Annotated in this window: 25 protein-coding genes; 10 read left to right on the top strand and 15 right to left on the bottom strand. The window is 69.3% G+C overall.

All coding sequences use genetic code 11. The features are described from left to right. Positions 1-10: 10 nt before the first annotated feature. From ITJ66_RS03365 to ITJ66_RS03350, 4 genes are all read right to left on the bottom strand, one after another. Entirely contained in the window at positions 11-907 is an 897-nt protein-coding gene (locus ITJ66_RS03365; protein WP_370582560.1) for an oxidoreductase, read from the bottom strand. Continuing rightward, positions 904-2,100: a M20/M25/M40 family metallo-hydrolase gene (locus tag ITJ66_RS03360; protein WP_194643430.1), complete on the bottom strand. Its 1,197-nt coding sequence runs from the start codon at positions 2,098-2,100 to the stop codon at positions 904-906. The genes ITJ66_RS03365 and ITJ66_RS03360 overlap by 4 nt, the downstream gene beginning before the upstream one ends. A 54-nt stretch (positions 2,101-2,154) precedes the next feature. Then, positions 2,155-2,634: a hypothetical protein gene (locus tag ITJ66_RS03355; RefSeq protein WP_194643428.1), complete on the bottom strand. Its 480-nt coding sequence runs from the start codon at positions 2,632-2,634 to the stop codon at positions 2,155-2,157. Between the two features lie 218 nt (positions 2,635-2,852). Further along, positions 2,853-2,999, bottom strand: coding sequence for a hypothetical protein (locus ITJ66_RS03350; protein ID WP_157579891.1), 147 nt, complete (start codon positions 2,997-2,999; stop codon positions 2,853-2,855). Between the two features lie 100 nt (positions 3,000-3,099). Between ITJ66_RS03350 and ITJ66_RS03345 the strand changes: the two genes are divergently transcribed. Further along, positions 3,100-3,327: an RNA-binding S4 domain-containing protein gene (locus ITJ66_RS03345; RefSeq protein WP_064295072.1), complete on the top strand. Its 228-nt coding sequence runs from the start codon at positions 3,100-3,102 to the stop codon at positions 3,325-3,327. 18 nt (positions 3,328-3,345) lie between these two features. After that, positions 3,346-4,203, top strand: a complete 858-nt coding sequence (locus ITJ66_RS03340) for an SDR family oxidoreductase (protein ID WP_194643425.1) — start codon at positions 3,346-3,348, stop codon at positions 4,201-4,203. A 9-nt stretch (positions 4,204-4,212) separates the two neighbouring features. On the opposite strand, the gene ITJ66_RS03335 is transcribed toward ITJ66_RS03340, so the two are convergent. Beyond that, a complete protein-coding gene (locus ITJ66_RS03335; protein WP_194643423.1) occupies positions 4,213-5,049 on the bottom strand; it encodes a hypothetical protein in 837 nt (278 codons plus the stop codon). A gap of 115 nt (positions 5,050-5,164) precedes the next feature. Continuing rightward, positions 5,165-5,434 carry a hypothetical protein gene (locus ITJ66_RS03330; protein WP_194643421.1) on the bottom strand — a complete coding sequence of 90 codons (270 nt, stop codon included), beginning with the start codon at positions 5,432-5,434 and terminating at the stop codon, positions 5,165-5,167. A gap of 193 nt (positions 5,435-5,627) precedes the next feature. On the opposite strand from ITJ66_RS03330, the gene ITJ66_RS03325 reads away from it, so the two are divergent. The 5 genes from ITJ66_RS03325 (at position 5,628) to ITJ66_RS03305 (ending at position 11,767) form a co-directional block, all read left to right on the top strand. Further along, positions 5,628-5,792, top strand: a complete 165-nt coding sequence (locus ITJ66_RS03325; protein WP_194643419.1) for a hypothetical protein — start codon at positions 5,628-5,630, stop codon at positions 5,790-5,792. Then, entirely contained in the window at positions 5,789-8,770 is a 2,982-nt protein-coding gene (locus ITJ66_RS20040) for a helix-turn-helix transcriptional regulator (RefSeq protein ID WP_194643417.1), read from the top strand. The genes ITJ66_RS03325 and ITJ66_RS20040 overlap by 4 nt, the downstream gene beginning before the upstream one ends. Before the next feature lie 245 nt (positions 8,771-9,015). After that, positions 9,016-10,395, top strand: coding sequence for a TrkH family potassium uptake protein (locus ITJ66_RS03315; protein WP_191940235.1), 1,380 nt, complete (start codon positions 9,016-9,018; stop codon positions 10,393-10,395). Beyond that, positions 10,388-11,074: a TrkA family potassium uptake protein gene (locus tag ITJ66_RS03310; protein WP_228501455.1), complete on the top strand. Its 687-nt coding sequence runs from the start codon at positions 10,388-10,390 to the stop codon at positions 11,072-11,074. Before ITJ66_RS03315 ends, ITJ66_RS03310 begins: the two co-directional genes overlap by 8 nt. Positions 11,075-11,224: 150 nt before the next feature. Next, positions 11,225-11,767, top strand: coding sequence for a GNAT family N-acetyltransferase (locus ITJ66_RS03305; RefSeq protein ID WP_194643415.1), 543 nt, complete (start codon positions 11,225-11,227; stop codon positions 11,765-11,767). Between the two features lie 79 nt (positions 11,768-11,846). Here ITJ66_RS03305 and ITJ66_RS03300 read toward each other — a convergent pair whose 3' ends face one another. From ITJ66_RS03300 to ITJ66_RS03270, 7 genes are all read right to left on the bottom strand, one after another. After that, positions 11,847-12,446 carry a hypothetical protein gene (locus tag ITJ66_RS03300; RefSeq protein ID WP_191940232.1) on the bottom strand — a complete coding sequence of 200 codons (600 nt, stop codon included), beginning with the start codon at positions 12,444-12,446 and terminating at the stop codon, positions 11,847-11,849. A gap of 35 nt (positions 12,447-12,481) precedes the next feature. Then, positions 12,482-12,676: a hypothetical protein gene (locus tag ITJ66_RS03295; RefSeq protein WP_191940231.1), complete on the bottom strand. Its 195-nt coding sequence runs from the start codon at positions 12,674-12,676 to the stop codon at positions 12,482-12,484. Positions 12,677-12,742: 66 nt separating this feature from the next. After that, positions 12,743-13,084, bottom strand: coding sequence for a hypothetical protein (locus ITJ66_RS03290; RefSeq protein WP_228501453.1), 342 nt, complete (start codon positions 13,082-13,084; stop codon positions 12,743-12,745). Then, the gene (locus ITJ66_RS03285) at positions 13,084-13,386 is read right to left on the bottom strand and encodes a hypothetical protein (protein WP_191940230.1); all 303 of its coding nucleotides are present in this window, start codon (positions 13,384-13,386) and stop codon (positions 13,084-13,086) included. Before ITJ66_RS03285 ends, ITJ66_RS03290 begins: the two co-directional genes overlap by 1 nt. Before the next feature lie 113 nt (positions 13,387-13,499). Next, the gene (locus tag ITJ66_RS03280; RefSeq protein ID WP_191940229.1) at positions 13,500-14,219 is read right to left on the bottom strand and encodes a tyrosine-protein phosphatase; all 720 of its coding nucleotides are present in this window, start codon (positions 14,217-14,219) and stop codon (positions 13,500-13,502) included. Positions 14,220-14,264: 45 nt separating this feature from the next. Further along, on the bottom strand, positions 14,265-14,420 hold the full coding sequence (locus tag ITJ66_RS03275) for a hypothetical protein (RefSeq protein WP_162852293.1): 156 nt from the start codon (positions 14,418-14,420) through the stop codon (positions 14,265-14,267). 35 nt (positions 14,421-14,455) lie between these two features. Next, on the bottom strand, positions 14,456-15,565 hold the full coding sequence (locus ITJ66_RS03270) for an acyl-CoA desaturase (protein WP_194643413.1): 1,110 nt from the start codon (positions 15,563-15,565) through the stop codon (positions 14,456-14,458). A 286-nt stretch (positions 15,566-15,851) separates the two neighbouring features. On the opposite strand from ITJ66_RS03270, the gene ITJ66_RS03265 reads away from it, so the two are divergent. Together ITJ66_RS03265 and ITJ66_RS03260 are read left to right on the top strand one after the other, a co-directional pair. Then, the gene (locus ITJ66_RS03265) at positions 15,852-16,604 is read left to right on the top strand and encodes a GAF and ANTAR domain-containing protein (RefSeq protein ID WP_194643411.1); all 753 of its coding nucleotides are present in this window, start codon (positions 15,852-15,854) and stop codon (positions 16,602-16,604) included. 116 nt (positions 16,605-16,720) lie between these two features. Next, positions 16,721-17,299, top strand: coding sequence for a TerD family protein (locus ITJ66_RS03260; protein ID WP_085512164.1), 579 nt, complete (start codon positions 16,721-16,723; stop codon positions 17,297-17,299). 69 nt (positions 17,300-17,368) lie between these two features. Here the strand turns inward: ITJ66_RS03260 and ITJ66_RS03255 are convergent, their stop codons facing one another. Next, positions 17,369-17,863 carry a MarR family winged helix-turn-helix transcriptional regulator gene (locus ITJ66_RS03255; protein ID WP_194643409.1) on the bottom strand — a complete coding sequence of 165 codons (495 nt, stop codon included), beginning with the start codon at positions 17,861-17,863 and terminating at the stop codon, positions 17,369-17,371. A gap of 91 nt (positions 17,864-17,954) precedes the next feature. Between ITJ66_RS03255 and ITJ66_RS03250 the strand changes: the two genes are divergently transcribed. Beyond that, complete coding sequence (locus ITJ66_RS03250; protein WP_194643407.1) at positions 17,955-18,887, top strand: NADP-dependent oxidoreductase; 933 nt, start codon at positions 17,955-17,957, stop codon at positions 18,885-18,887. Positions 18,888-18,977: 90 nt separating this feature from the next. Here ITJ66_RS03250 and ITJ66_RS03245 read toward each other — a convergent pair whose 3' ends face one another. Further along, positions 18,978-22,589: a family 43 glycosylhydrolase gene (locus ITJ66_RS03245; protein ID WP_194643405.1), complete on the bottom strand. Its 3,612-nt coding sequence runs from the start codon at positions 22,587-22,589 to the stop codon at positions 18,978-18,980. Between the last annotated feature and the right edge of the window lie 37 nt (positions 22,590-22,626).

The following is a 22,626-nucleotide window of genomic DNA, read 5'->3' as shown; positions in this document are numbered from 1 at the left end:
CGCCGGCGGTTCAGCCGGGTCCATCGCTCGCCGCGGCGAGTAACGGCACGATGACGTCGCTGATCGGCGTGGGGATGCCGTGCACGCTCCCCCGCCGCTGGATCACCGCGTTGCGGACGTCCCATTCGAGCGGTCGCCCCTGTTCGCGGTCGGCGAGGATCGACGTCCCGCGGTCGACCGGAGCGGCACGGAACTGGTCGAGGAGCCGCCGAGGTTCGTCGTCGGTCAACCGCGCACCCTCCGCGCGCGCGACGGCGGCGCATTCCTCGAGGTAGCCGAGCATCAAGCGGCCGATGTCATCGCGCCGGTACATGCCGGATCGGCGTCCGGTCAACGCCATGAGTCCGGCGGCGGCGTTCTGCAGCAGCTTCCGCCAGGCGAGGGTCGTGAAGTCGGTCGAGACCTCGACGGCGCAGCGGGAGCCTCGCAACGCGTCCTCGACCACGACGGCACCGGGTGCCTCCGGCAGGGACAGGCGCGGCGGGCTCAACAGGGTGACCGGACCGCCGGGCTCACGGGTGGCCGGGAACCACACGACCGCGGGGACGACCGTTCCCTCCCGGACGAGTGGCTCCACCATCTCGCGTTGCTCGACACCGTTCTGCAGGACGCACACGACCGTCTCCGGGCCGCACAGCGCGGCGAGCCAGTCCGCAGCGGCAACCGTCTGGGTCGCCTTGACCGCAAGGAACACGAGGTCCACGGTGCCTGGAGACTCGGCTGGATCCGTGACCACCGGCCCGGGGACCGTCACCGTCCCGTCGTCGACCTGGAGCTGGAGTTCCGCCCGCTTCGACCGCCCCGCGATGAACGGCGTCCGTCCCTGTTCGTGGAGCGCTGCGGCGACCACGGTGCCGATCGCGCCCGGCCCGATCACCGCGATGCGGTCGGGTCCACCGGGCGTCACGCCGCACTCGATCCGGACAGGGCGTCGCGGGTCGCGGCGATGACCGCCTGGGGGAACCGCCGGAGCTGGTCGAGGTCGACCCATTCCTCCGCGGCGTGCAGTCCGCCGCCGGCGGGTCCGCACACGACGGTCGGGATCCCCGCCGCCTGCCAGAGCACCGACTCCATCCAATACGGCGCTCCGACCGCAGCCGGTGCGGCCTCCGCGTCCCGGAAGAGCTCTGCCTCGAGGACACCGGCGAACCGCGCAGCCGGCCCATGCTCGTCGGCCTCCCAGGCCTCGCGCTGATGGGTCAGCCGAGCGCCCGTGCGGAGACCAGGCGTCCTCGCGGCGACCGCGTCGAGCATCGCCTGGACCTCGACGAGGGCATCCTCAGCGCGTTCACCCGGCAGCGTGCGTCGCTCGATGACGAGGGTCGCGTCGGCGGCGATCGTGAACGGAGCGCTCCCCGCCCGGACCACGGTCGCGGTGAACGAGCCGTACTCGAGCAGCGAGTGCGCGGGTCGTCTGCGGAGCTCGTCGTCGGCCCGCTCCACCTCCTGCAGCAGCGCGCCGAGGGCGCGGATCGCATCGATGGCCAGACCGGGCTGTGACGAGTGCGCGGCCGTCCCCTGCAGCGTGACCTCGACGACCGCGTACCCCCGGTGCGCCGCTACACGGTCCAGCCAGCTGGGCTCGGCGATGAGGCACACGTCCGCCGTCACACCACGATCGGCGAGGTGTCGGAGGACGGCTGCGGCCCCCACGCTCGCGTCCTCTTCGTCGGCGACGCCCGTGAAGACGACGGTGCCGGGGTGGTCGGCCGCGGCGAGTCGCTCCGCGGCGACGATCAACCCCGCCAGGCCGGACTTCATGTCGCTGGCGCCGCGTCCGAAGAGCTTGCCGTCCGCGATCCGGGGGGTGAAGGGGTCGACCATGCCCTCGACCCCGACGGTGTCGAGATGGCCGTTGAACACGACCGTCGGCCCCGGCTGCGATCCCGCGTGCACGGCCACGACGCTGACGCGCTGCGGGTCCTCCTGCGCGGGAATGAGGTCGACTAAGAACCCGGCGCCCTCGAGTCGCTGCGCGATCACCGCCGCGATCCGTCCTTCACCGGGAGCCCCTGGGACGAGGCTCGGACTGACGGAGTCGATCGAGATGAGCAGGCGGGCGAGCTCGAGCGCGTCGTCGCCAGGGCTGAGGTCGGACATCTCACGACGATAGCGGGATGCCCTGCCCGCGCGTGAGTGGTCAGCGCCTCGGCATCACTCCGCCTTCGGCGCGCGCCACGTGCCCGCTCCACCGAAGGAGACCGACTCGAGCGTCGCACCCTCCGGCACCATGATGAGCTGGCACCCTTCCGCCTTGCCGTCGGACACCTCGCCGAGACCGGTGCAGTCGAAATCCCCACCGAAGTTGAGGACGTTGATGGGCGATGCCTCACCGTCCGACGCCTTGGCCTTCCAGAAGTTCTCGTTGAGGTCGCCGTCCGAGCCGTCGTTGAAGGCCACCTCGTACGTCACGAAGTAGGGCGTCTGGCCGGCGAGTTCGTCGAGCTTGAGATCCGCGACGTCCTCAGCGGTCCGCTGCTCGATCGACGTGACCGTCATCATGCCTTCCGAGATCCTGACCTCGTCGCCGATCTCGCCGCCGGAACTCCCGCACGCACTCAGGAGCAGCAGTGCAGGAACGGCCAAGGCCGCTGCCGAGGTGCGGATGATGCGCTGCCGGTGTGTGTGCCCCATGGTGATACTCCCCCTGATCGACGGTTGTTGCTCTCAGGGTCCAGCTTGGGGCACGCCGCGACCACGGCTCAATGGGGACTGCTCCCCACCGCCGGCCCGTGGACGTCGACACCTGGGCGGATCGCGGCACTGACGGCGAAGACCAGAACAGGCGCCCGTCTCCGTGAGGGGACAGACGCCTGAGCGCATCACCGACCGCGACGGGCCGCTGATCAGGACTAGCGGTTCTTGACCCGCGTGACTGCGTCGGTGTTCTCCGAACGCGCATTGCCGGCCTTCTTGTCGGCCTTGGCGGTGCGCTTCTCCTTCAGCGTCTTCGCCGGTGCGGTCTTGCCGCCTTCTTTCCGTGCTGACTTCTCGCCCATGATGGTGCTCCTTTGCGAGTCACGGTGACCCGGTACCGCTGAGGGTACAGCCACATCCTGTCCGCCGGTCCAGCCGCCGCATCCTTGTTAGCATTCGGGGATGACGAACCCGACACAGATCACCGACGTCCCGATCGGCGGCGAGGGCATCCGACTCGGGCAGTTCCTGAAGTTCGCCGGTCTGCTCGACTCCGGCGGAGACGTGAAAGCGGCGATCGCCGACGGCGCGGTGCGGGTCAACGGCGAGATCGATCGCCGACGCGGCCGGCAGTTGCAGCTCGACGACGTCGTCTCCCTCGAGGGGCGCAGCGTCCGCGTCCGCCCCTAGCCCTGTGAGAGGAACCTTGTGAGCCCGAGCACACCCCGACCCATCGCCGTCACCGGATCGACCGGTGTGCTCGGCGGCCTGGTGGCGCACGATCTCGCCGCTCGCGGGATCCCGCAGCGTCTGCTGGTGCGCACCCCGGCGAAGGCGCCGCGGCACCCGCAGAGCACCGTGCACCCGTTCAGCTACACGGACCAGGACGCTGCCCGCGCGGCACTCGAGGGCGTCGACACCCTGTTCATGGTGTCGGGCTCCGAGAGCGCCGACCGGGTCGACCAGCACCGGTCGTTCATCGATGCGGCCGCCGCCGCAGGCGTGCAGCACCTGGTGTACACCTCGTTCGCTGCGGCGGCACCGGATGCCGTGTTCACGCTGGCGCGCGACCACCATGCGACCGAGGAGCACATCCGATCGTCCGGCATGCGGTGGACGTTCCTGCGCGACGGCTTCTACCTCGACTTCATGGAGGCCCTCGTGGGTGAGGACGGTGTCATCCGCGGGCCGGCCGGGGACGGTCGCGCCTCCTTCGTCGCTCGCGCCGACATCGCACGGACCGCCGCGGCGATCCTCGTCGACCCGGCGTCCCACGCCGGTCGCACCTACGACCTCACCGGACCGGAGGCGCTCTCGATGGCCGAGGTCGCCGCCACGATCGGTCGCGTCCGCCATCGCGAGGTCACCTTCCACGACGAGACCATCGAGGAGGCCTACGCGTCGCGAGCCTCCTACGGCGCACCCGACTGGGAGGTCGACGCCTGGGTGAGTACGTACACGGCCATCGGCAGTGGCGTGATGGCCGAGGTGAGCCCGTCGATCGAGGACGTCACCGGTGTCCCACCGATGGACCTCGAGACCTACCTGCGCGCGAACGCGGGCTGAGGACTCCTCCTACCGAGGATCATCCGCTCGCGAGGCGGTCACCGCCGCGGTGGAGTTCGCGGGGAAGGTCAGCGTCGCCACCCACCATGCGTCGGCGTCGGGCAGGTGCAGGACGACGATCCCGTCGACCGCCCCCTGGCTCACGCGGTAGCCGAGGATCCGCGGCGGGAAGCCGGGCACCGCCGGGGTGTGCTGCTCCGGTGCCATGAGCTGGGCGCGCTGGCCGACCCGTTCGCCGTCAGCGCTGGACTCGATCAGGCCGGACAGTTCCAGGAGCTGCCGCTTGCCGTTCCGGCCGGAGGCACTCGCCGAGACGCCACTGAGCGCGAACACGAAGTCGGGCCGCCGGGTGTCGGGACGGAATGCGAGCAGACGCACGCTGTTGCGCACGGCGACGAGCAGCCACCAGGCGAGCAGCAGGGTCAGGAGCGACATCGTGACCGCCCAGAACCACTGCCAGAAGTCGGGTCCGGCCGGCGCCTCCAGCGCCACCTCGCCGGTCTGGTCGCGCACCCACACGTCGAGCGTGTCGCCGACCTGGATCGTGTCGCTGCGGATCTCGTCGGACCCGACCGTACCCGGGACGTCGTACGTCACCGTGACGGTGCGGTACTCCTCCCAGTGCTTGCTGCGGCGGGACCCTTCGAGCACCCGCTCCGTCCCCTCGTCGACCACCTGCCCGGTGGTCGTCGTGTAGCTCGCAGTGAGGTCGGCGGCGAGGTCTTTGACGTTCCCGAACCCGATGAACCCTGCGACGGCCGTGAGGAAGACGAGGATGATCACCAGGGCGGTGCGCCCTCGCACCGCGCGGTTGAGGTACGTGCGGTCGATCGTGGTGGTGCTCACTGCGGCCTTCCGGTTCTGGCCCGCTCCGGGCCGACACCGACCCTATGAGCGCCCGCACCAGAAGAGCGATGGGGAGTGCTCCCCATCGCCGCCGCCACGGATCACAGGCCGGCGATCACAGGCCGTAGAACCCCAACTCCCAGTCGAGCGCTTCCGTGGGGCTGAGGTCGACGTGCGTCAACTCGGACACGTCGTTGGTCGTGAAGTAGATCGACGTCCCAGGGCTCACGAAGACGCTCGCGAGGTCCTCGCCGACGACGTCCAGGTCGACGAAACCGCCCCCGGACAGCGCGGTGCGCTCCATCGTGTCCTTCAGGGTGGTGATGATCGTGCTCGGGTCGAGGTCGTAGACGAGCCCGCCGAGCGTGAGAGTGCTGCTTTCCATCGTGATGTCCTCAATGAGGTCATGGTGCGCGAACGGCAACCGTACGCCATCGAGCGGTGCGAACCCGTCTTACGACTCCACAGCGACGCGCTTTCAACGGAACTAGGGCAGATGCCCGAGGTAGGCATCGGGCCTCAGCGAGGAACGTGAGTGGTCGAGCACGGACACGAGCACCGTGCGCAGCGGAGGAACCATGTTGATCACGAGTGCCAGTCACAGCCCGTTCACATCCGTCGAGACGAGACGGTTCATCGAGCAGGAGCTCCAGCGGGACCTCGAGGGGGAGCGTCGCCACCGGGAGCGACGACTCGAGGAGGCCGCGGCCGATTCCGACGAGGGTGGGACCATGGAGTGGTGAGCCTGCCCACCACCAGCCCGACGATGATCGGGCGCGCCTCCGACCTCAGCGCGCTGCAGGCCGTGTTCGACGCCGTCGCCGCCGGCGAGTCACGCAGTGTGGTCCTGAGCGGCGAGGCCGGTATCGGCAAGACGCGCCTGCTCACCGAGTTCACGCGGTCGGTCCGATCGTCGGCGCTCGTCATCACGGGCCAGTGCGTGGACCTCGGTGACGTCGCTGCACCCTACGCACCGGTCCTCGGCCTCATGAAGGACCTCGTCGGGCAGCGCGGGCGCGACGCGGTGCTGGAGGCCGCGGGCCCGGGCAAGGCCTCCCTCGCGACGCTGCTGCCGACACTCGGTCCCGATGCGGAGGATCAGCGGGAGGGCGGCGTCGGGCGGCTCCACGAGACCGTCGCCGTGCTGTTCGAGGCGCTCTCCCGCGACCGGCCGGTCGTGGTCGTCGTCGAGGACGTCCACTGGGCCGACGGCGCGACGCTCAGCCTGCTCGCGTTCCTCGTCCGTGCCCTCACCTGCGATCGCGTGATGATCTTGCTCACGTTCCGGAGCGAGGACGTCTCCCGCGGACACCCGTTGCGCGGGTTCCTCGCCGAGCTCGACCGCACGAGGCGCGTCGAGCGGCACAGTCTCGAACGGTTGAGCCGCAGCGACGTGCTCCGCCAGGCGATCGCCATCCGTGGCACGTCGCTCGACACGGTATCGATCGACAGCGTGTACGCGCGGAGCGAGGGCGTCCCGTTCTTCGTCGAGGAGCTGCTCGGTCTCGACCAGGACCGCGACGGCGAGGGCGACGAGCTCCCGGACACGCTCCGCGAACTGCTGCTCGCGCGCTACGAGCGACTCGCGCCCACCACCCAACAGCTGCTGCGCGTGATCTCGGCCGGCGGCGTCTGCGTCGAGCACGCCCTCCTGGAGCGGGTGTTCACGGGCGGCCCCGACGCTCTCGACACCGGTGTGCGGGAGGCGATCGGGTCGAACGTCCTCGTCGCGGACGCGACCACGTACGAGTTCCGACACGCACTGGTCCGGGAGGCGATCCACGACGATCTGCTGCCCGGCGAACGGAGCCGGTTCCACGCGGGGTTCGCCGAGGCGCTGGAGGCAGGCGTCGGTGGTGAGCCGGTCGCTGCGGCGGTGTCGCACCACTGGATGCTCGCCCGCGACTTCGGACGGGCCTTCCCCGCGACCGTGCGCGCCATGGAGCAGGCTCACGCTGCATACGCGTACAGCACGGAGTCGCAGCTCGGCGAGCGTCTCCTGGAGATCTGGGACCAGGTCCCCGATGCCGCGGCACTCGTCGGCCGCTCGCGTTCGGAACTCATGCGACGGACGGCGAGCGCCTTGCGGAACGCCGGCTGGACGGACCGGGCGATCGCCATGGTCGACGAGGTGCTCGCGACGCCCGAGGACCGCGACGACCTCGACCAGGCCAAGCTCCTCCGCGACAAGGCCTTCTACCTCGCCAACCTCGGGCGACCAGGCTCGGTGGACCTCCTCGAACAAGCGCTCGACCGGGTCCCGCCGGGCACCCCCGGCGATCTGCGTGGTGTGCTGCTGACGAGTCTCGGCGCGCGGCACATGATCATCGGGCGGCTGGAGCGGGCGATCGAGTACGCCGACGAGGCCGCTCGGGAGGCCGTCCGCACCGGTTCCGCGCGGAACGCCTCGGTCGCCGCGAACATCGGTGGGATCGCGCGCATCCACCACGGTGACCTGGAGAGCGGCAGCAGGATGCTCGCGACCGCTGAGACGCTGGCGGACGGCGACGGCAGCGCCCTGCTCCGGTACCGGGTGAACGCGTCCGACATGGCGAACCTGCTCGGCTCGTACGAGGAGGCGCTCGCGTCGGCATTGGAAGGCGTCGCACGGGCGAAGGAGCTGGGTGTCGAGCGCAGCTCGGGCCTCATCCTGTCGTCGAACGCGGTCGACCCGCTGGTGGCGCTCGGACGCTGGGACGAAGCGGAGGAGCGTGTGCATCGGGCCCTGGCGCTGCAGCCGCCGCTCGCGTTCTCGGTGTACCTCCGCCAGTCGCTGATCCTGCTCACCCTCTGGCGAGGCGACACCGAGAGCGCGGCGACCATGTACCGCCGGTGGCGGAAGGGAATGCTCTCCCTGTCCGGCCTGGAGGTGCAGACGAGGTTCGGCGTCGCCCGTGTTGTGATGCAGGTCGGTTTGGCGGCCGGCGACCTCGCCGGGGCCTGGTCGCCGGCGGGGGTCGGCGTGTTCGATGCAACGGACCACCGCCCGATGCCGGCGTACGACCTGCCGGCGCTGGCGGACGCGGCCCGCGTCCTGGCTCGGGTCCGTGTCGCGCTGGCCACCGGCACCCTCGACGTGGCGTCCGGCCCGTTCGCGGGTGTCGACGACGATCAGCTCCGGCAACTGGAGGAACGCTGGCGGGCACTGCTCGCCGAGGAGCGGTTCTGGCCGACCGCACCGCTGTGGAGCGCGCTGGTCGACGCCGAACTCGGCGGGCCGGACGGCACCGGTGACGACGTCGGTGCGTGGGAGGCGGCTCGTGCGATGGCCGAGCGTCCGTTCGCACCGGCCGCGCTCGCGCCCTACACGGCGCTCCGACTGGCTGAGGCGCGCGTGGCCGCCGGTGATCGTTCCGGCGCACAGAACACGCTCGTCGTCGCGGTCGCCGAGGCGACGACGCTCGGTGCCGGCCTCGTGCTCGACGGTGCGCGGGCGTTGGCGGAGCGAGCGTCGCTGAACCTCGACGGCCGCCCCCGAGCGCGTGGCACGAGCGGCTCCATCGAGTTGACCGCCCGGGAGCGCCAGGTGCTGCAGCTCATCGCGGAAGGCCTGAGCAACCGTCAGATCGGCGAGCGCCTGTTCATCAGCGCGAAGACGGCGAGCGTCCACGTCTCGGCCATCCTGCGGAAGCTCGGTGTGGCGACCCGGACCGAGGCCGCGATGGTCGCCGGAGCGAGCGGATTGCTCGCGGCGAGCGCCGGCCACGCCGACGGGCCTTGACGTCCGCCTGGCGGTGAAGTGGGTCCCGGCCGGAATCGAGGGGAAGCCGGCCGGGAACCCCGACAGGGCGAAAGGGTCCTGTCGGGCATCAGCGTAATCACGGAGCCGGGTGTCGCGTGGCCCGTTGCGCTCTGTGGATAGCCGGGCGCTCCAAGCATCTGTACTGATGACCGCATCGTCATCCGGAGCACGCGCGACATCGGTCCGCATCACCGACGAGCCGCACTGGCCGCTATGGTTCTCGGGTGGCGAGAGACGGATCGAGGTCGGCCGGCGGCAGAGCCCGCCGCCGTGGGCAACTCGCCGCAGCGCGTCCCGTCCAGGTCATCTCGATCGCGTTCGGGGCTGCGACCCTCGTCGGCACCCTGCTCCTGATGCTTCCCATCTCGAAGACCGGCCCGGGCGGCGCGAACCTCATCGAGGCGCTGTTCACCGCGACGAGCGCCATCTGCGTCACCGGCCACATCATCGTCGACACCCCGGTGTTCTGGACGCCGTTCGGGCATGCCGTCATCCTCGCGCTCATCCAGATCGGCGGCATCGGGGTGATGTCGTTCGCGACACTTCTCGGTCTACTCGTCGCCCGGCGGCTCGGTCTGCGGACGCGGCTCACCGCGGTCAGTGAGACCCACACGTTGGCGATCGGCGACGTGCGCCGGGTCCTGCGCGGCGTCATCCTCATCGCGCTCGGCGTCGAGGCCCTCTGCGCGATCATCCTCGCCCTGCGCTGGATGATCGGTTACAACTGGGCACCGGGCGATGCGATCTGGTACGGGGTGTTCCACGCGGTGTCGGCCTTCAACAACGCCGGCTTCGCCCTGTTCAGCGACAGCATCATGGGGTACGCGACCGACCCGTGGATCTCGCTGACCATCTGCGGGGCGGTCATCCTGGGCGGGCTCGGATTCGGCGTGATCCTGGAACTCCGACGGCGGTTCCGAACGCCCTCGCGGTGGACGCTGAACACGATGACCGTCGTCGTCGGCACCGTGATCCTGCTCGTCCTCGGTTGCGGGTTCATCACCGCGTTGGAGTGGTCGAACCCGGCGACGCTCGGTGCGCTCGCTCCGGCCGACCGGCTGCTGGCGGGGTTCACCGCCGGCGTCCTCCCCCGCACCGCCGGGTTCAACAACCTCGACGTCAGTCAGATGCACCCGGTCACGTGGCTCGTCACCGACATCCTCATGTTCATCGGCGGTGGCCCGGCGAGCACCGCCGGCGGACTCAAGATCACCACCTTCGCGGTGCTGTTCTTCATCATCGTGACCGAGCTGCGCGGCGGTGCGGCGGTGAACATGTTCGGCAAGCGTCTCCCGCGGTCGACGCACCGGGAGGCCATCACCGTCGCGCTCCTGTCCGTCGGCCTCGTCGTCGGCGCAACGGCCGCGATCATGCTGATGACCGACTACAGCCTCGACCGCGTCCTGTTCGAGGTCATCTCCGCCTACGCGACGGTCGGACTCTCCACCGGCATCACCGCCTCTCTCCCGGTCGCCGCGCAGCTGATCCTGGTGGTCCTCATGTTCGTCGGCCGCATCGGCCCCATCGCCCTCGGTTCCGCGCTCGCGCTTCGGACCGAGACCCGTCTGTATGAACTCCCGAAGGAGCGTCCGATCATTGGCTAGACCGTTCAGCAACAAGCGTCAGCGCGGCGTCGAGTCCGTCGTCGTCATCGGCCTCGGACGGTTCGGGCGCGCCCTCGCCACCGAGCTCGTCGAATCGGGCACCGAGGTCCTCGGGATCGACACCGACGAGGACATCGTCCAGTCGCTGAACGGCGTCCTCACCCACGTGGTGCGTGCCGACACCACCCGTGAGGGCGTGTTGGACCAGCTCGGCATCGACGAGTTCGACCGGGTCGTGATCGCCATCGGCACCGACCTGCAGGCGAGCATCCTGACCGCGTCGCTCCTGAAGCGCCGCGGCACCACGAGCATCTGGGCGAAGGCCGTCAGCGAGCAGCACGGGCTCATCCTCGAGCAGATCGGGGTCGAGCACGTCGTCTACCCCGAGTCCGACATGGGGCGTCGCGTGGCGCACCTCGTCCGCGGCGGCGGGATGCTCGACTTCCTGGCCGTCGAGAAGGATTTCGTCATGGCCAAGACGACCGCACCGGCCGAGGTCGTCGGGCAGACCTTGACCGCAGCGCGCATCCGCGACCGGTTCAGCGTGACCGTCGTCGCCGTCCGGCACGACGACCGGTGGACCTATGCGACCGGCGACACGATCCTCACCGCCGGCCAGCGCCTCCTGGTCCTCGGACCGACGGACAAGACGGAGCGGTTCGCAGCGCTACCGCGGTAGACCCCGTAGCCGTCGGGGACGAAGGCTCGCACGTGCGGCGTCACCTTCGTCAGATCGATGAGCGCCGGTTCCTCAGCGCGAAGAGGGCGAGCGTCCACGTCTCGGCCATCCTGCGCAAGCTCGCCGTGGTGTCCTTGCGATACTGGGCGGATGTCACAGCTGAGCCTGCAACCCATCGAGCGCCCTCGGGACGACGACGCGTTCGTCGAGTTCTTGAGCACTCACGAGTTCCCCTTCCACGTGCGGCCGCGACCGACAACTGAGGATGCGCGTGCACGCCTGGTGGCCGGCGTCGTCGACGGGCCCGGCGCCTTCGGATGCTGGGTACTCGCAGACGGTGAGGTGGTGGGAGTCGTCACCCTCGAGGATCTGGAGGAGGACACGGCGTTGATCGACCTGCGGCTCGCCGAAAACGCACGAGGGCGCGGGATCGGAACAGCGGTGCTGCCGGTCATCGTCAACGAGGTGTTCGGGCGGTTCCCGTCGGTCCGCAAGCTCGAAGGGCAGACCCGCGAGGACAACGTCGCCATGCGTCGTGCCTTCCGTCGGGCCGGCTGGGTGAAGGAGGCCCACTACCGCGAGGGCTGGCCCGTCGACGGCGGACGTCCGCTCGCCTCGGTCGCCTACGCGATCCTCCGCAGCGACGTGCAGTCGGGCACGACGACGCCGGTCCCCTGGGACGACGAGCCGTGAGGCGGGCCGGCGCGCGTGTCTCGGCGCGGACCGGGAACCGCCCTTGTGAGGACCGTCCGATCACTCTCGTCCGGTCCGGTCACCCCTGCTCGGGAGGAGACCACCAGGACGAGCCGTCTTCGACGGGCGCGGGCCCAGCCACGGCGGCCAGCGCACGCAAGTACTGATCACCCGTGCGGACGAGGGTGATGGTCCGGAGTCGATAGCCCAACGGGCCGGCGTGCCACGTCGCATCAGATCGAACCTCGAGCAGATACAACCAGCGACGTCTCAGTTCGGCGGGCACACCGACCCACAGGAGGTCGGGTTTGTTCCGGCGTTCGAGCGCGCAGAGGACTCCCTCCGCGAGGAACGACCGCAACATGCCGCGGGTCGAGTCCAGATCGGGCGTCGGCCGACCGGGCGGAGGGTTCACGGGCCACTCGGGTCGAGTTTCGGAGAAACGGCGTTGGAACGATCGATCGAACCGGACTCTGGCGATCTCGCGGACGCGGATGACCGTGTAGCCGTCGAAGAACCCTCCTGTGGCTATCGGTGCGACGAGCACCCACTTGTGACCGATGGCGACGACGAACCCATCGAGGGTCTCGTCCGGGGCGGACACCCGGTTCAGCTTCACGATCGTGGAGCTCTGCTGGGCGAGACCGAGCCGCTTGAGGATCTTTGAGCGCGTCTGCATGGCTCATTCTCCCGCGAGAAGCCGGGCATCGCCCGTCACGGCAGCAACAGCAGACGCAATTCCCTCCGGGCCGCCTCGTCGACGCCGACTGTTTCGAAGACCCCGTCCGCATCGGCGACGAACGCCCGCACGTGCGGGGTCACCTCGTCGAGGAAGGCGTCGACCTGCTCCGACGTCCACGACGCCTGGCGGTCGTGGGTCGGGCCGCTGTGGGGTGCCGTCCCCGCCACTGTGGAGCCGTCTCCAAAGAGGCGATGGCGAACCGGCAGCTCCTCACCCGCGCCGCAGTTCGGCCTTCACCGGCCGAGATTGACGATGGCCCGCTGATAGGCGTCGAGGTTCGCACGCCGCCCGACGGCGACAGCCTCGACTGCGACGGCGTGGATCTCATCCGGCGTGTAGCGGTAGACGAGTCGGTACCTCGGCTTTCCGGATCCGTCCGGGTCGAAGTAGAGCTTGCGACAATCACCCAGGTCCCCGGTGCCGACCCGCGAGTCGAGCTTCACGCCCGCGATCTTCCCGTCCCGGACGAGGACGAGCATGTCCAGCGCCATCTTCTTCGTGGCGAGGTCCGGGAGCGCGTCGATGTCTTGCTGAAAGCCCGGGAGAAGAGCAGTCAGCTTGAGGGACGCCGCCATCAGCGGTAGACGTCAGGATCGAGGCCGAGACCGAGAGCGACATCAGCCAGGGACCCCGACCCACCAACGGCAGCGCGCTCGCGCACCAAGTGTGCGATCTCGATGTCTTCGATCACAGGCAGCAACTCCGTGTAGAGCTCGAACGGGATGACGACGCCCTCGGCACGACGGTGACCGCCGAACACCATGGGCTGCGCCATCACACCCTCGGAGCGGAACCTGCGCAACGCGTTCGGCAACTCGGTACGCGCTTCAGACGTGGGCAGCACCGGCTGGATGGGCATCGCGGAAGAGATCGACATGGCGCAAGTGTACCAACTTCTCGTCCCGAAACTCGTACGACTTTGAGGACACCTGTGGGCTAGCGATTGCTCGCAGCACGCTGGACGGCTCCGAACGTGCCGGCCGCGCACAGTCAAGGCAGCAGGAGCTGACGCAGCCTCTGTCGGGATGCTTCGTCAACTCCCAGGGTGTCGAAGACACCGTCCGCATCGGCGACGAAGGCTCGCACGTGGGGCGCCACCTCGTCGAGGAAGACGTCGACCTGCTCCGAGGTCCAGGAGGCCTGGCGGTCGTGGGTCGGGCCGCCGTGGGGCGCCGTCCCGGCCATGGCACGGACCGATGCCGCGTAGTCGTCGACGATGGCGTCATCGGGGACGCCGGCGTTTGCGAGGAGCAGCGCGCTGATCATGCCGGTGCGGTCTCGGCCGGCTGCGCAGTGCACCAGGACCCCGGGGTCGGATGAGGCGACCGCCTTCAGCGCACCGCGGACGAGCTCCGGCAGGATGCGCACGTTGTGCTGCCAGTACTCCGGGGAGTCGAGGATCGGAAGACACACCTCGCGGAACTCCGGATGGGTCTGATCCTCGGTCGGCGCGAGCGTCATCACCAGCTCGGCTGGTGGCCGGACACCCGGGTCGGTTTCGCGCGCTCCGGTCTCATCGGCGCTGCGGAGGTCGACCACGGACCGCAGCCCCCATCGCATCGCGGCGTCCCACCCTGCAGCGGTGAGGAGCTCGCGTCGGGGACCCCGCGCGATCCGCCCGAACGCTGTCAGGCCGGTGGACGACAGCGGTGTCGGCAGGCCGCCGAGATCCCTGAGGTTGCGCAGGCCGTCCCAGTCCAGATTCCGCATCTGGCAGAGCGTACCCGAACCGACCGGGCGGCTTCCGACTGCGAGTTAGCGCTTGCTGGCTGCGCGCCGGATGGCGCCGAAGACGATCGTGCCGATGATGAGGACGATGCCGATGATCCCGAGCCACAGCAGGCCCTTCAGTGCGAAGCCGACGATGGAGAGGATCGCCCAGATGACGAGGAGCACGATGATGATCTGCATGGCTTGGGTTCCTGATTCCGTGTGGTGATGGTGGTTCAGTGGATGCGGAGCTCGGCGACGAGCGGACACGCGAACGGGTCTCGGGCCCCGAGACCGACGCGGTTGAGGTAGCGGACGACGATCCCGTAGGAGCGTAGCAAGGTGGTCTCCGTATAGGGGACGTCGAGCGCGGCGCAGTGGTCGCGGACCAGCCGTCGAGCCTCCTTGAGCGCGGGGCGCGGCATCGAGGGGAACAGGTGGTGCTCGACCTGGTAGTTCAGGCCGCCCATGAGGAACGACACCCACCATCCGCCGGCCACGTTCCGCGACGTCAGGACCTGCCGGGAGAAGAAGTCGACGTTCGCGTCATTGGCGATCGTCGGCATCCCCTTGTGGTTCGGGGCGAAGGAGGCACCCATCATGACGCCGAACACCGCGAGCTGCACACCGAGGAACGCGCACGCCATGCCGAACGGCAGGAACCAGAACACGACCGTGAGGATGATCCCGAAGCGTGCGACGAGCATCACGCCCTCGATCACCCGGTCGCGCACGCCGGCCCGCGTCCCGACACCGCTGACGACGGAGCGGATCGCGAGCCAGTGCAGGTTGACGCCTTCGAGGGTGAGGAGAGGGAAGAACAGCCAACCCTGGTGGCGGTAGAAGATCTTCGCCGCCCGGTTCCGCACGGTGTCGACGTCCTCCGGCAGGAAGCGGATCGTGTCGGGCTGGATGTCGGGGTCCTTGCCCACCGTGTTCGGGTTGCCGTGGTGACGGGTGTGCTTGTTCATCCACCACGAGTAGCTCAGTCCGACCAGGAAGGTCCCGAGGAAGCGACCCGCCCAGTCGTTCCAGGCGCGGGACTCGAACACCTGCCGGTGCGCGGCCTCGTGGGACAGGAAGGCGAACTGGGTGAACAGCACGCCCAGAGCCGCCGCCACCACCAGCTGCAGCCAGGAGTCACCGAGGAACGCGAAGGCGACCCAACAGCCGGCCGTGGCCAGCACGAGGACGGCGAACAGCGTCCAGTAGAAGCCGTAGCGCCGTCGGAGCAGACCGGCCGACTTCACCTCGGCGAGGATCGCGGAGTAGCTCGAGGTGCCGCCAGCCCGCGTTCTCCCGCTGGGTCCGGTCTTCCGGAACCCGCTGCTGCGTTCGACCGTCATCGGACGCCCTGCGCCGGTGGGACGGGCGGTCTCGTCGACCACGAAGGTCGCCGACGGCGCGCGAGAAGAAGGCCGACGGGGTGCGTGCTCATGAGGCTCCTGGGCATCATCAGAAAGGACGGACAATCCGGCAACCGGGGTCTGGGGCAGCGCTCGTTCAGCGTAGAACGGTCTCGCGACCCGGTGCAAATCCGCACGAGCGGGTCTCGACCACCGGCGGTCATGGACGACCTCCGGCCTCGGTTACGGTTGATCCGCTGATCAACAGATGAGGACGAACACGCCCATGGACGACACGCGCGAAGCACGGCTCATCGAGACGTTCGTGACCCTCACCGACAGCCTCGTCGCCGACTACGACGTCGTCGACGTGCTGCAGACACTGGTCGACCGGGCGGTCGAATTGTTCGACGCTGCCGCCGGGGCCATCCATCTGGCCGACCGCGACGACGTCCTCCAGGTCGTCGCGTCCACGAGCGAGCGGAGCGAGTTCATCGGCCTCATGCAGCTCAACGCAGGCGAGGGACCCTGTATCGCTGCGGTGACGAGCGGTCTCCTGGTGACGGCGGAGAGCGCCGAGGAGCTCCAGGAGCACTGGCCGAGGTTCGCCGAGGCGTCACAAGAACGCGGATACGCGGGCGTCCACGCGATCCCCATGCGGCTCCGCGACACGACCGTCGGGTCACTGAACCTGTTCCGCGAGACCGAGGGTGCCCTCAACGGTGCCGACGCCCGAGCCGCCCAGGCGCTGGCCGATGTCGCGACGATCAGCCTCCTCCAGCAGCGGACGATCGAGAACGCGACGCTCGCCACCGAGCAACTCCAACGTGCACTCGACAGCCGGGTCGCCATCGAACAGGCGAAGGGGTATCTGGCCCGTGCGGCGGGGGTCGACATGGACACGGCCTTCGGGATGATCCGGCAGTACGCACGCACCCGTCAGCGGCGGCTCGGTGACGTCGCAGCAGCGGTCGCACGTGAGGAGCTGCCGCTCGACGAGGTCGCGGCGGCCGGCTCCCCCGGAGCGGACGGCGCCTGACCACCGCTGCGGCCGTGGGGCGGCTGGTCGATCCTCCACAACCCACTCCAAACTCAGCCGGAACAGGGCAGGATGGAGGTTCGAACATCACCGAGCACTCTCGAAGGAACACACCCATGGCAGGCCTCAGCCTCTCCAAAGGCAACAACCTCTCGCTCACGAAGACCAGCCCAGGGCTGACCATCGCCACGGTCGGTCTCGGGTGGGACCCGCGCACGACCGTCGGCGTCGCGTTCGACCTCGACGCCTCCGCCATCCTCGTCGCCGAGAACGGCAAGATCCGCAGCCCTGCGGACTTCATCTTCTACAACCAGATGTCGACGCCCGACGGCTCGGTCGTGCACCAGGGCGACAACCGCACCGGCGAGGGTGACGGCGACGACGAGCAGATCACGATCGACCTCCGCGCCGTGGAGCCCGACGTCTCACGCATCGTCATCGCCGTTTCGATCCACGACGCCGACAACCGCCGCCAGAACTTCGGCCAGGTCCGCGACGCCTTCTGCCGGGTCATGGACCAGGACCAGCAGGAGATCGTCCGCTACGACCTCACCGAGGACGCCTCGCAGGAGACGGCGATGCTGTTCGCCGAGATCTACCGGTACAACTCGGAGTGGAAGTTCCGTGCCGTCGGCCAGGGCTACACCACCGGCCTGGCCGGCATCGCGGGCGACTTCGGCGTCCCGCTCGACTGAGTCGGCACGATCACCCACGCAGCCCTCGGTCGGATTCGGCCGAGGGCTGCGTGGTTTACAACATCCCGCTCACGCCTTCCGGCGACGTCCTGCCGAGCGCGGCGGAGCTGCCCGGAGGTGCTCGCTGACCCGACCGAGGATGCGGGCGAGCTCGCTGACATCGTCGCCGTCGAGCGGCGCGAAGAGCAGATCCCTGACGGCCTGGATATGGCCAGGGAACACTGTGGCGAGCACGTCCCGGCCGGCCGTCGTGATCGCCACGACCGTGCTGCGCTCGTCGTCCGGTGACGGCGAGCGGGTGATGAGCCCCCGCTGCTCGAGCAACTGCGCCTGGTAGGTGAGGCCACTGCGGCTGTAGACCACGCCGTCGGCGAGATCCGTCATGCGCTGGAGACCGTCCGGCGCATCACCGAGGCGCGCCAGCAACTGGAACTGGACGTAGCTCAACTCCCCCGCTTCGCGAAGCTGCTGCTCGACCGCCGGACGCAGGAGGCTGCTCACCTCGGTGAACGCGAAGTACGCGCCGAGCTCGGTCGGGGTGAGGGATGCAGGAGTGTCGGCCATGCATCCATTCTAGGTGTTGCTTCGAGTTCGAAGCAGTGTTATCGTCATGGCAGTTGCTTCAAATTCGAAGCACTTGACGAAGGAGAGCATCATGCAGGCAGTCCAGTTCCACGAGGTCGGCGGACCCGAGGTCCTCCACTACAGCGACATCGAGCAGCCGATTCCAGCCGCGGGGCAGGTGCGCATTCGCGTCGCCGCGTCGGCGTTCAACGCGGCCGACAACGGCATGCGAGCCGGCTTCCTGCCGATCCCGGTCCAACTCCCCCACGTCCCCGGCTACGACGTGGCGGGCACGGTCGACGCGCTCGGTGAGGGCGTCGAGGGGCTCACGGTCGGCGACGCGGTCATCGGCTTCCTCCCGATGGAGCTCGACGGCGGCGCGGCGGAGTACGTCGTCGCACCGGCGGACGCCGTCGTCGCAGCACCGACGACCATCCCGCTCGCGGACGCCGCCGCCCTCCCCTCGGTCGCCCTGACCGCCTGGCAGGCGCTGTTCGACGACGGCGGTCTCGAGTCGGGTCAGCGCGTCCTGATCGTCGGCGCCGGCGGGGTCGTCGGCAAGTACGCGATCCAGCTCGCCAAGCGCGCCGGGGTGCACGTCATCGCGACGGCCAGCCCGCGCAGCGAGACGGCCGTGCGGGCCGCCGGAGCGGACGAGGTGGTGGACCACACGGCCGCCGACCTGCTCGACGAGGTCTCCGAGCCGGTCGACGTCCTCCTCAACCTCGCGCCGATCGATCCGGAGCAGTTCGAGGCGCTCGTCGGACTCGTGCGCGACGGCGGCGTGGTCGTCAGCACCACGGCGTGGATGCCGACGCCCGGGGACGAGTCACGAGGTGTCCGCTCGGCGACAGTCTTCGTCCTGCGGAACCGCGACCGCCTGTCGACCCTCGTGTCGCTCGTCGACGAGGGATCGCTGACGGTCGAGGTGACGCGCCGGATCCCGCTCGCCGAACTGCCCGCGCTCCACGCCGAAGCCGCTGCCGGCCGGATCGCCGGCAAGGTGATCGTCCTGCCGGCATGATCCGCCCGGTTCGTTGCGACAGAACTGCAACGATCCCGCCCGAGGTGACGATGGTCACCTCGGACGGGATCGATGCTGTGTCGGCGCGGGCTACGACGCGATGCGTCGGCGACGGACGACCAGCCACGCGCCGGCTGCGAGGAGCAGCCCGGCCAGGCCGACGAATCCGACGACCGAGACACCGGTGGTCGACAGCGCCCCAGGACCGGAGCCCGCAGCGCCGGGAGCCGCGGCATCCGCGGCCAGGACGGTCAGCGCCGCCTCGGCCGTGATGCCGGAGTCCGCGCCCAGCGCCTGCAAGGTGTGTGCACCCGGCACCACCGAAGCGGGCACCGTGAGCGTCGCCACGAACGCACCCGAAGCGTCCGCGACGACGGTCCCGAGGTCGGTCGGGGTGGAGAACAGCGTGAACCGAACCTGCTCCCCCGCGGCGAAGCCGGACCCGGACACCGAGATCGACTCACCCACCCGCACCGACGGCTGGTCGATCGTCAGCTTGCCCTCGGCACCGGGCACCGCGATCCGCTGCGGGCCGACGCTCTCGAGGGTCGGGACGACCGGGTTCATGAGGCCCGTCTCCGGGTCGAACGTCAGCCGGTCGATCGTCGTCTCGCGGTGCTGGCCGTCACCACCCGGGATGGCGAACCGGTGGTAGACGATGTACCAGTCGTCGGTGCCCGGCACGTTGAGGATCGAGCTGTGACCGGTGGCGAGGATGCCGAGTTCGGGCTGCTTCTGCAGGATCACACCGCGGTACGTCCACGGGCCGTCCACACTCGTCGCCGTCGCGTACCCGACCCGGTAGTTCTCCGAACCGGTGTCGTCGATCGAGTACGTCAGGTGGTAGATCCCGTCCCGGTAGTTGACGAAGGCACCCTCGCGGAAGTCGGTCAGGCCGTCGATGCGCTCGAGCGTGTCGGCCTTGATCGACAGCATGTCGTCCGACAGCTCGGCGTACACCGGCGAGCCGTTGCCCCAGAACAGGTAGCTCTTCCCCGTCACCGGGTCGGTGAACGTGGCCGGGTCGATCGCCTGTCCCGAGGTCACCGCTTCGTCGTTGAGGATCATCGCGTTCGGCTGAGCCGTGAACGGACCGGCCGGGCTGTCCGCGACGGCGACACCGATGGTCTTCCGGTCGACCGAGGGGTTGTGGCCGCTGAAGTAGAAGAAGAACTTCCCGTCCTTCTCCCCGATCGTCGGCGCCCAGGCGTTGCCGGTCGCCCACGGCACGTTCCCGTTCGCGCCGTCGAGCGTGAGGATCGGCTCCGCCGAGCGCTCCCAGTCGACGAGGTCCTTCGACGACCAGACGAAGAACTCCTTGCCACCCCAACCGGCGAAGCCGTCGGTGGTCGCGTAGATGTAATAGGTGTCGCCCCAGACGAAGACGTTCGGGTCGGCGTAGAGACCGGGGATGACCGGGCTCTTCATCTCGACCGCCCGCATCGTCCACGTCACGGCCTCACTCGAGGTCGGCGTCAACGTCACGGTCACCGGGCCGCTGAGGTCGACGGTGGTCCCCGAGGCGGGGCTCGCCGTGACACCGGCCGCGGTCGTGAACGTCGGGCTCAAGGCGGTGCGGTCCGTTCCCGGTCGCACCGGGAAGACGACCTCGTGGTGGTCGTTGTCGACGATCGGGGCGGTCTTCAGCACGTCCTCCTCGAGGCCGATGTCGGTCAGCGCAGCGGTGTTCCCGGAGCCGGCGAGCACCTCGTCCGCCGAGAGCGCGCGGTTGTAGATCGCGAACTCTCGGAACGCACCCTTCAGGCGGTTGTCGGCGTCGTAGTTCGAACGGCCCAGGTAGTTGGCGCTCGTCCACCCGCCGCCGATGTCGCCCGGATCGGACGTCACGGTCCCGGTGCCGACGGCGATGCCGTCGAGGTAGATCGTGGCCGTGGTGCCCTGCAACGTGTACGTCAGTTTCGCCCAGCGACCGCGCGTCAGGTCCTTGCCCTGCGACACCGTCTGCTCCGTGCTCCAGTTGCCGGTCGCGAGGCTCGTCCGATACGCGTTGCCGGTGCTGAACAGGTAGCCGTCGCCGGCGCCACCGGTGGTGTTGCCGAGCCCGTAGATGAAGTACGGGTTGGCCTGCGTCGGGTCGATCCAGACCTCCGCCTCCACCGTGACGTCCTGCACGCCGGCGAGCAGGTTGTCGGGCAGCTTGACGTAGTCGTCGCCGCCGTCGAGCTGCAGCGCGCCGTCGGAGAAGGTCGCACCGCCCTCGACCGCTGCGTCGAGGCCGTTGCCGGACACGTCGGTGAGCGTCGAGCCGTCGGACTCGGCGAAGTCGTAACGGACGATCTCGCCGTCCTCGTTCGCGGGCACCGGCTCGGGTGCTCCGCCGAGGCTGTCCTCGAGCAGTTGCAGCTCTGCGGCCGTGACCGGGAGCACCGTGCCGTGACGCGGGCTCGCGGGCAGGTCGTAGTCCTTCGCGACCTGCCAGTCCGGGTTCGCGATGTCCTCGGTCTCGAGCGGGATGTAGCCGCGTCCGCCGTACTCGTCGACGAAGAGGTAGAACTTGTCACCGTTGACGTCGCCAGGGTTGGCGGCGAACGCCGTCGGCCCCTCGACCGCACTGGTGCCGGCATCGCGACCGATGCAGGTGTCGAGCACCGTCCAGGATTCGAGCGTGGCCCGCAGGTCCGTCGAGGACTCCTGGATGATGTCGGCGCACCCGGTGCCACCGGCGCCCTCGTCCTTGGTGAAGCGGTAGTAGGTGTCGCTCGACTTGATCACCGTCGAGTCGATCCGGGAGACGCCCTGATCCTGCCAGACCTGGGGCTCGCTGAACGTCGTGAAGTCGCGGGTGGTCGCGTACATCATGCGGTGGTAGCTGTTCCCGGTGTGGTCCGGGTCGTCAGCGCCGTAGAGCGACGACGCCCAGAAGACCACGTACGCGCCGATGGTGTCGTCGTAGTACGCCTCGGGTGCCCAGGTGTTGCCGGCGTTCTCCGGTGCGACCTCGATGTGCCGCTGGTCGGACCAGGTCACGAGGTCGTGTGACTCCCACACCTCGAGGTAGTGGCTGCCCTTCCGGACCGAGTCGCCCCAGGACGTGCCACTGCCGATCGAGAGGTCGGTGGCGATGAGGTAGAAGGTGTCGCCCTCGGGAGAGCGGATGAGGAACGGGTCGCGCAGCCCCTTCGTGCCCTCGTCCGAGGTGAGGACCGGGCGTCCGGCGTTGAGTTCGTTCCAGTCGAGCGCGTTGTTGCCCTCACTGGCGGCGAAGTAGATGTTCTCGCCGGCGAGCGAGTTGCCGGTGAAGTAGGCGAAGGCGTAGCCCTCGTAGTCGGGGGTCGCGATCGCGGCGCGGACGGTCGCCGTGAACTCGCGCGTCGCGGTCGCCTCGCCCTGGCTCAGCGTGGCGGTCAGGGTGACGGTGGCGTCCGTGGCGGGCCGCGTCACGACACCGTCGGTGGCGATCACGGCGGGGTCCGACGACGCCCAGGCGAGGTCGATCCCCTCGGGTGCTCCCGGCAGGGTCAGATTGCCGCGCACGTCGTCGACGTTCGCGATCGAGAGCGCCGCCGCTGCGGCGTCCAGATCCTCCTGCGCCGTGGGGGCGGCTCGGAAGCCGGAATGGGATGTCGCTGTCGAGGTGGCCCCCGACGGCACCGCGGCAGCGGCACCGGAGGCACCGATGAGCGGCAGGATCAGGGCCGCGATGGAGGTCGCGACGACCGTTTTGAGGCGCAGTTGTCTCATGGGGGTTGGTTCTCCTGGTTCGGCGTCGTTGTCGAGC

Origin of the sequence: Plantibacter sp. VKM Ac-2885 (genome assembly GCF_015351205.1) — a bacterium.
GTDB classification, from domain to species: Bacteria; Actinomycetota; Actinomycetes; order Actinomycetales; family Microbacteriaceae; genus Plantibacter; species Plantibacter auratus.
Note: the sequence above shows the minus strand (reverse complement) of the source record. Positions and strands in the feature narration are given on the sequence as shown.

Excerpts from the sequence above, each read along its gene's own strand:
- ITJ66_RS03270 (WP_194643413.1), bottom strand. The coding sequence starts at position 15,565 with ATGACGGTCGAACGCAGCAGCGGGTTCCGGAAGACCGGACCCAGCGGG.
- ITJ66_RS03350 (WP_157579891.1), bottom strand. The coding sequence starts at position 2,999 with ATGGGCGAGAAGTCAGCACGGAAAGAAGGCGGCAAGACCGCACCGGCG.
- ITJ66_RS03300 (WP_191940232.1), bottom strand. The coding sequence starts at position 12,446 with ATGCAGACGCGCTCAAAGATCCTCAAGCGGCTCGGTCTCGCCCAGCAG.
- ITJ66_RS03250 (WP_194643407.1), top strand. The coding sequence starts at position 17,955 with ATGCAGGCAGTCCAGTTCCACGAGGTCGGCGGACCCGAGGTCCTCCAC.
- ITJ66_RS03345 (WP_064295072.1), top strand. The coding sequence starts at position 3,100 with ATGACGAACCCGACACAGATCACCGACGTCCCGATCGGCGGCGAGGGC.
- ITJ66_RS03255 (WP_194643409.1), bottom strand. The coding sequence starts at position 17,863 with ATGGCCGACACTCCTGCATCCCTCACCCCGACCGAGCTCGGCGCGTAC.
- ITJ66_RS03355 (WP_194643428.1), bottom strand. The coding sequence starts at position 2,634 with ATGGGGCACACACACCGGCAGCGCATCATCCGCACCTCGGCAGCGGCC.
- ITJ66_RS03330 (WP_194643421.1), bottom strand. The coding sequence starts at position 5,434 with ATGGAAAGCAGCACTCTCACGCTCGGCGGGCTCGTCTACGACCTCGAC.
- ITJ66_RS03275 (WP_162852293.1), bottom strand. The coding sequence starts at position 14,420 with ATGCAGATCATCATCGTGCTCCTCGTCATCTGGGCGATCCTCTCCATC.
- ITJ66_RS03305 (WP_194643415.1), top strand. The coding sequence starts at position 11,225 with ATGTCACAGCTGAGCCTGCAACCCATCGAGCGCCCTCGGGACGACGAC.
- ITJ66_RS03325 (WP_194643419.1), top strand. The coding sequence starts at position 5,628 with ATGTTGATCACGAGTGCCAGTCACAGCCCGTTCACATCCGTCGAGACG.
- ITJ66_RS03360 (WP_194643430.1), bottom strand. The coding sequence starts at position 2,100 with ATGTCCGACCTCAGCCCTGGCGACGACGCGCTCGAGCTCGCCCGCCTG.
- ITJ66_RS03260 (WP_085512164.1), top strand. The coding sequence starts at position 16,721 with ATGGCAGGCCTCAGCCTCTCCAAAGGCAACAACCTCTCGCTCACGAAG.
- ITJ66_RS03290 (WP_228501453.1), bottom strand. The coding sequence starts at position 13,084 with ATGGCGGCGTCCCTCAAGCTGACTGCTCTTCTCCCGGGCTTTCAGCAA.
- ITJ66_RS03280 (WP_191940229.1), bottom strand. The coding sequence starts at position 14,219 with ATGCGGAATCTGGACTGGGACGGCCTGCGCAACCTCAGGGATCTCGGC.
- ITJ66_RS03265 (WP_194643411.1), top strand. The coding sequence starts at position 15,852 with ATGGACGACACGCGCGAAGCACGGCTCATCGAGACGTTCGTGACCCTC.
- ITJ66_RS03245 (WP_194643405.1), bottom strand. The coding sequence starts at position 22,589 with ATGAGACAACTGCGCCTCAAAACGGTCGTCGCGACCTCCATCGCGGCC.
- ITJ66_RS03285 (WP_191940230.1), bottom strand. The coding sequence starts at position 13,386 with ATGTCGATCTCTTCCGCGATGCCCATCCAGCCGGTGCTGCCCACGTCT.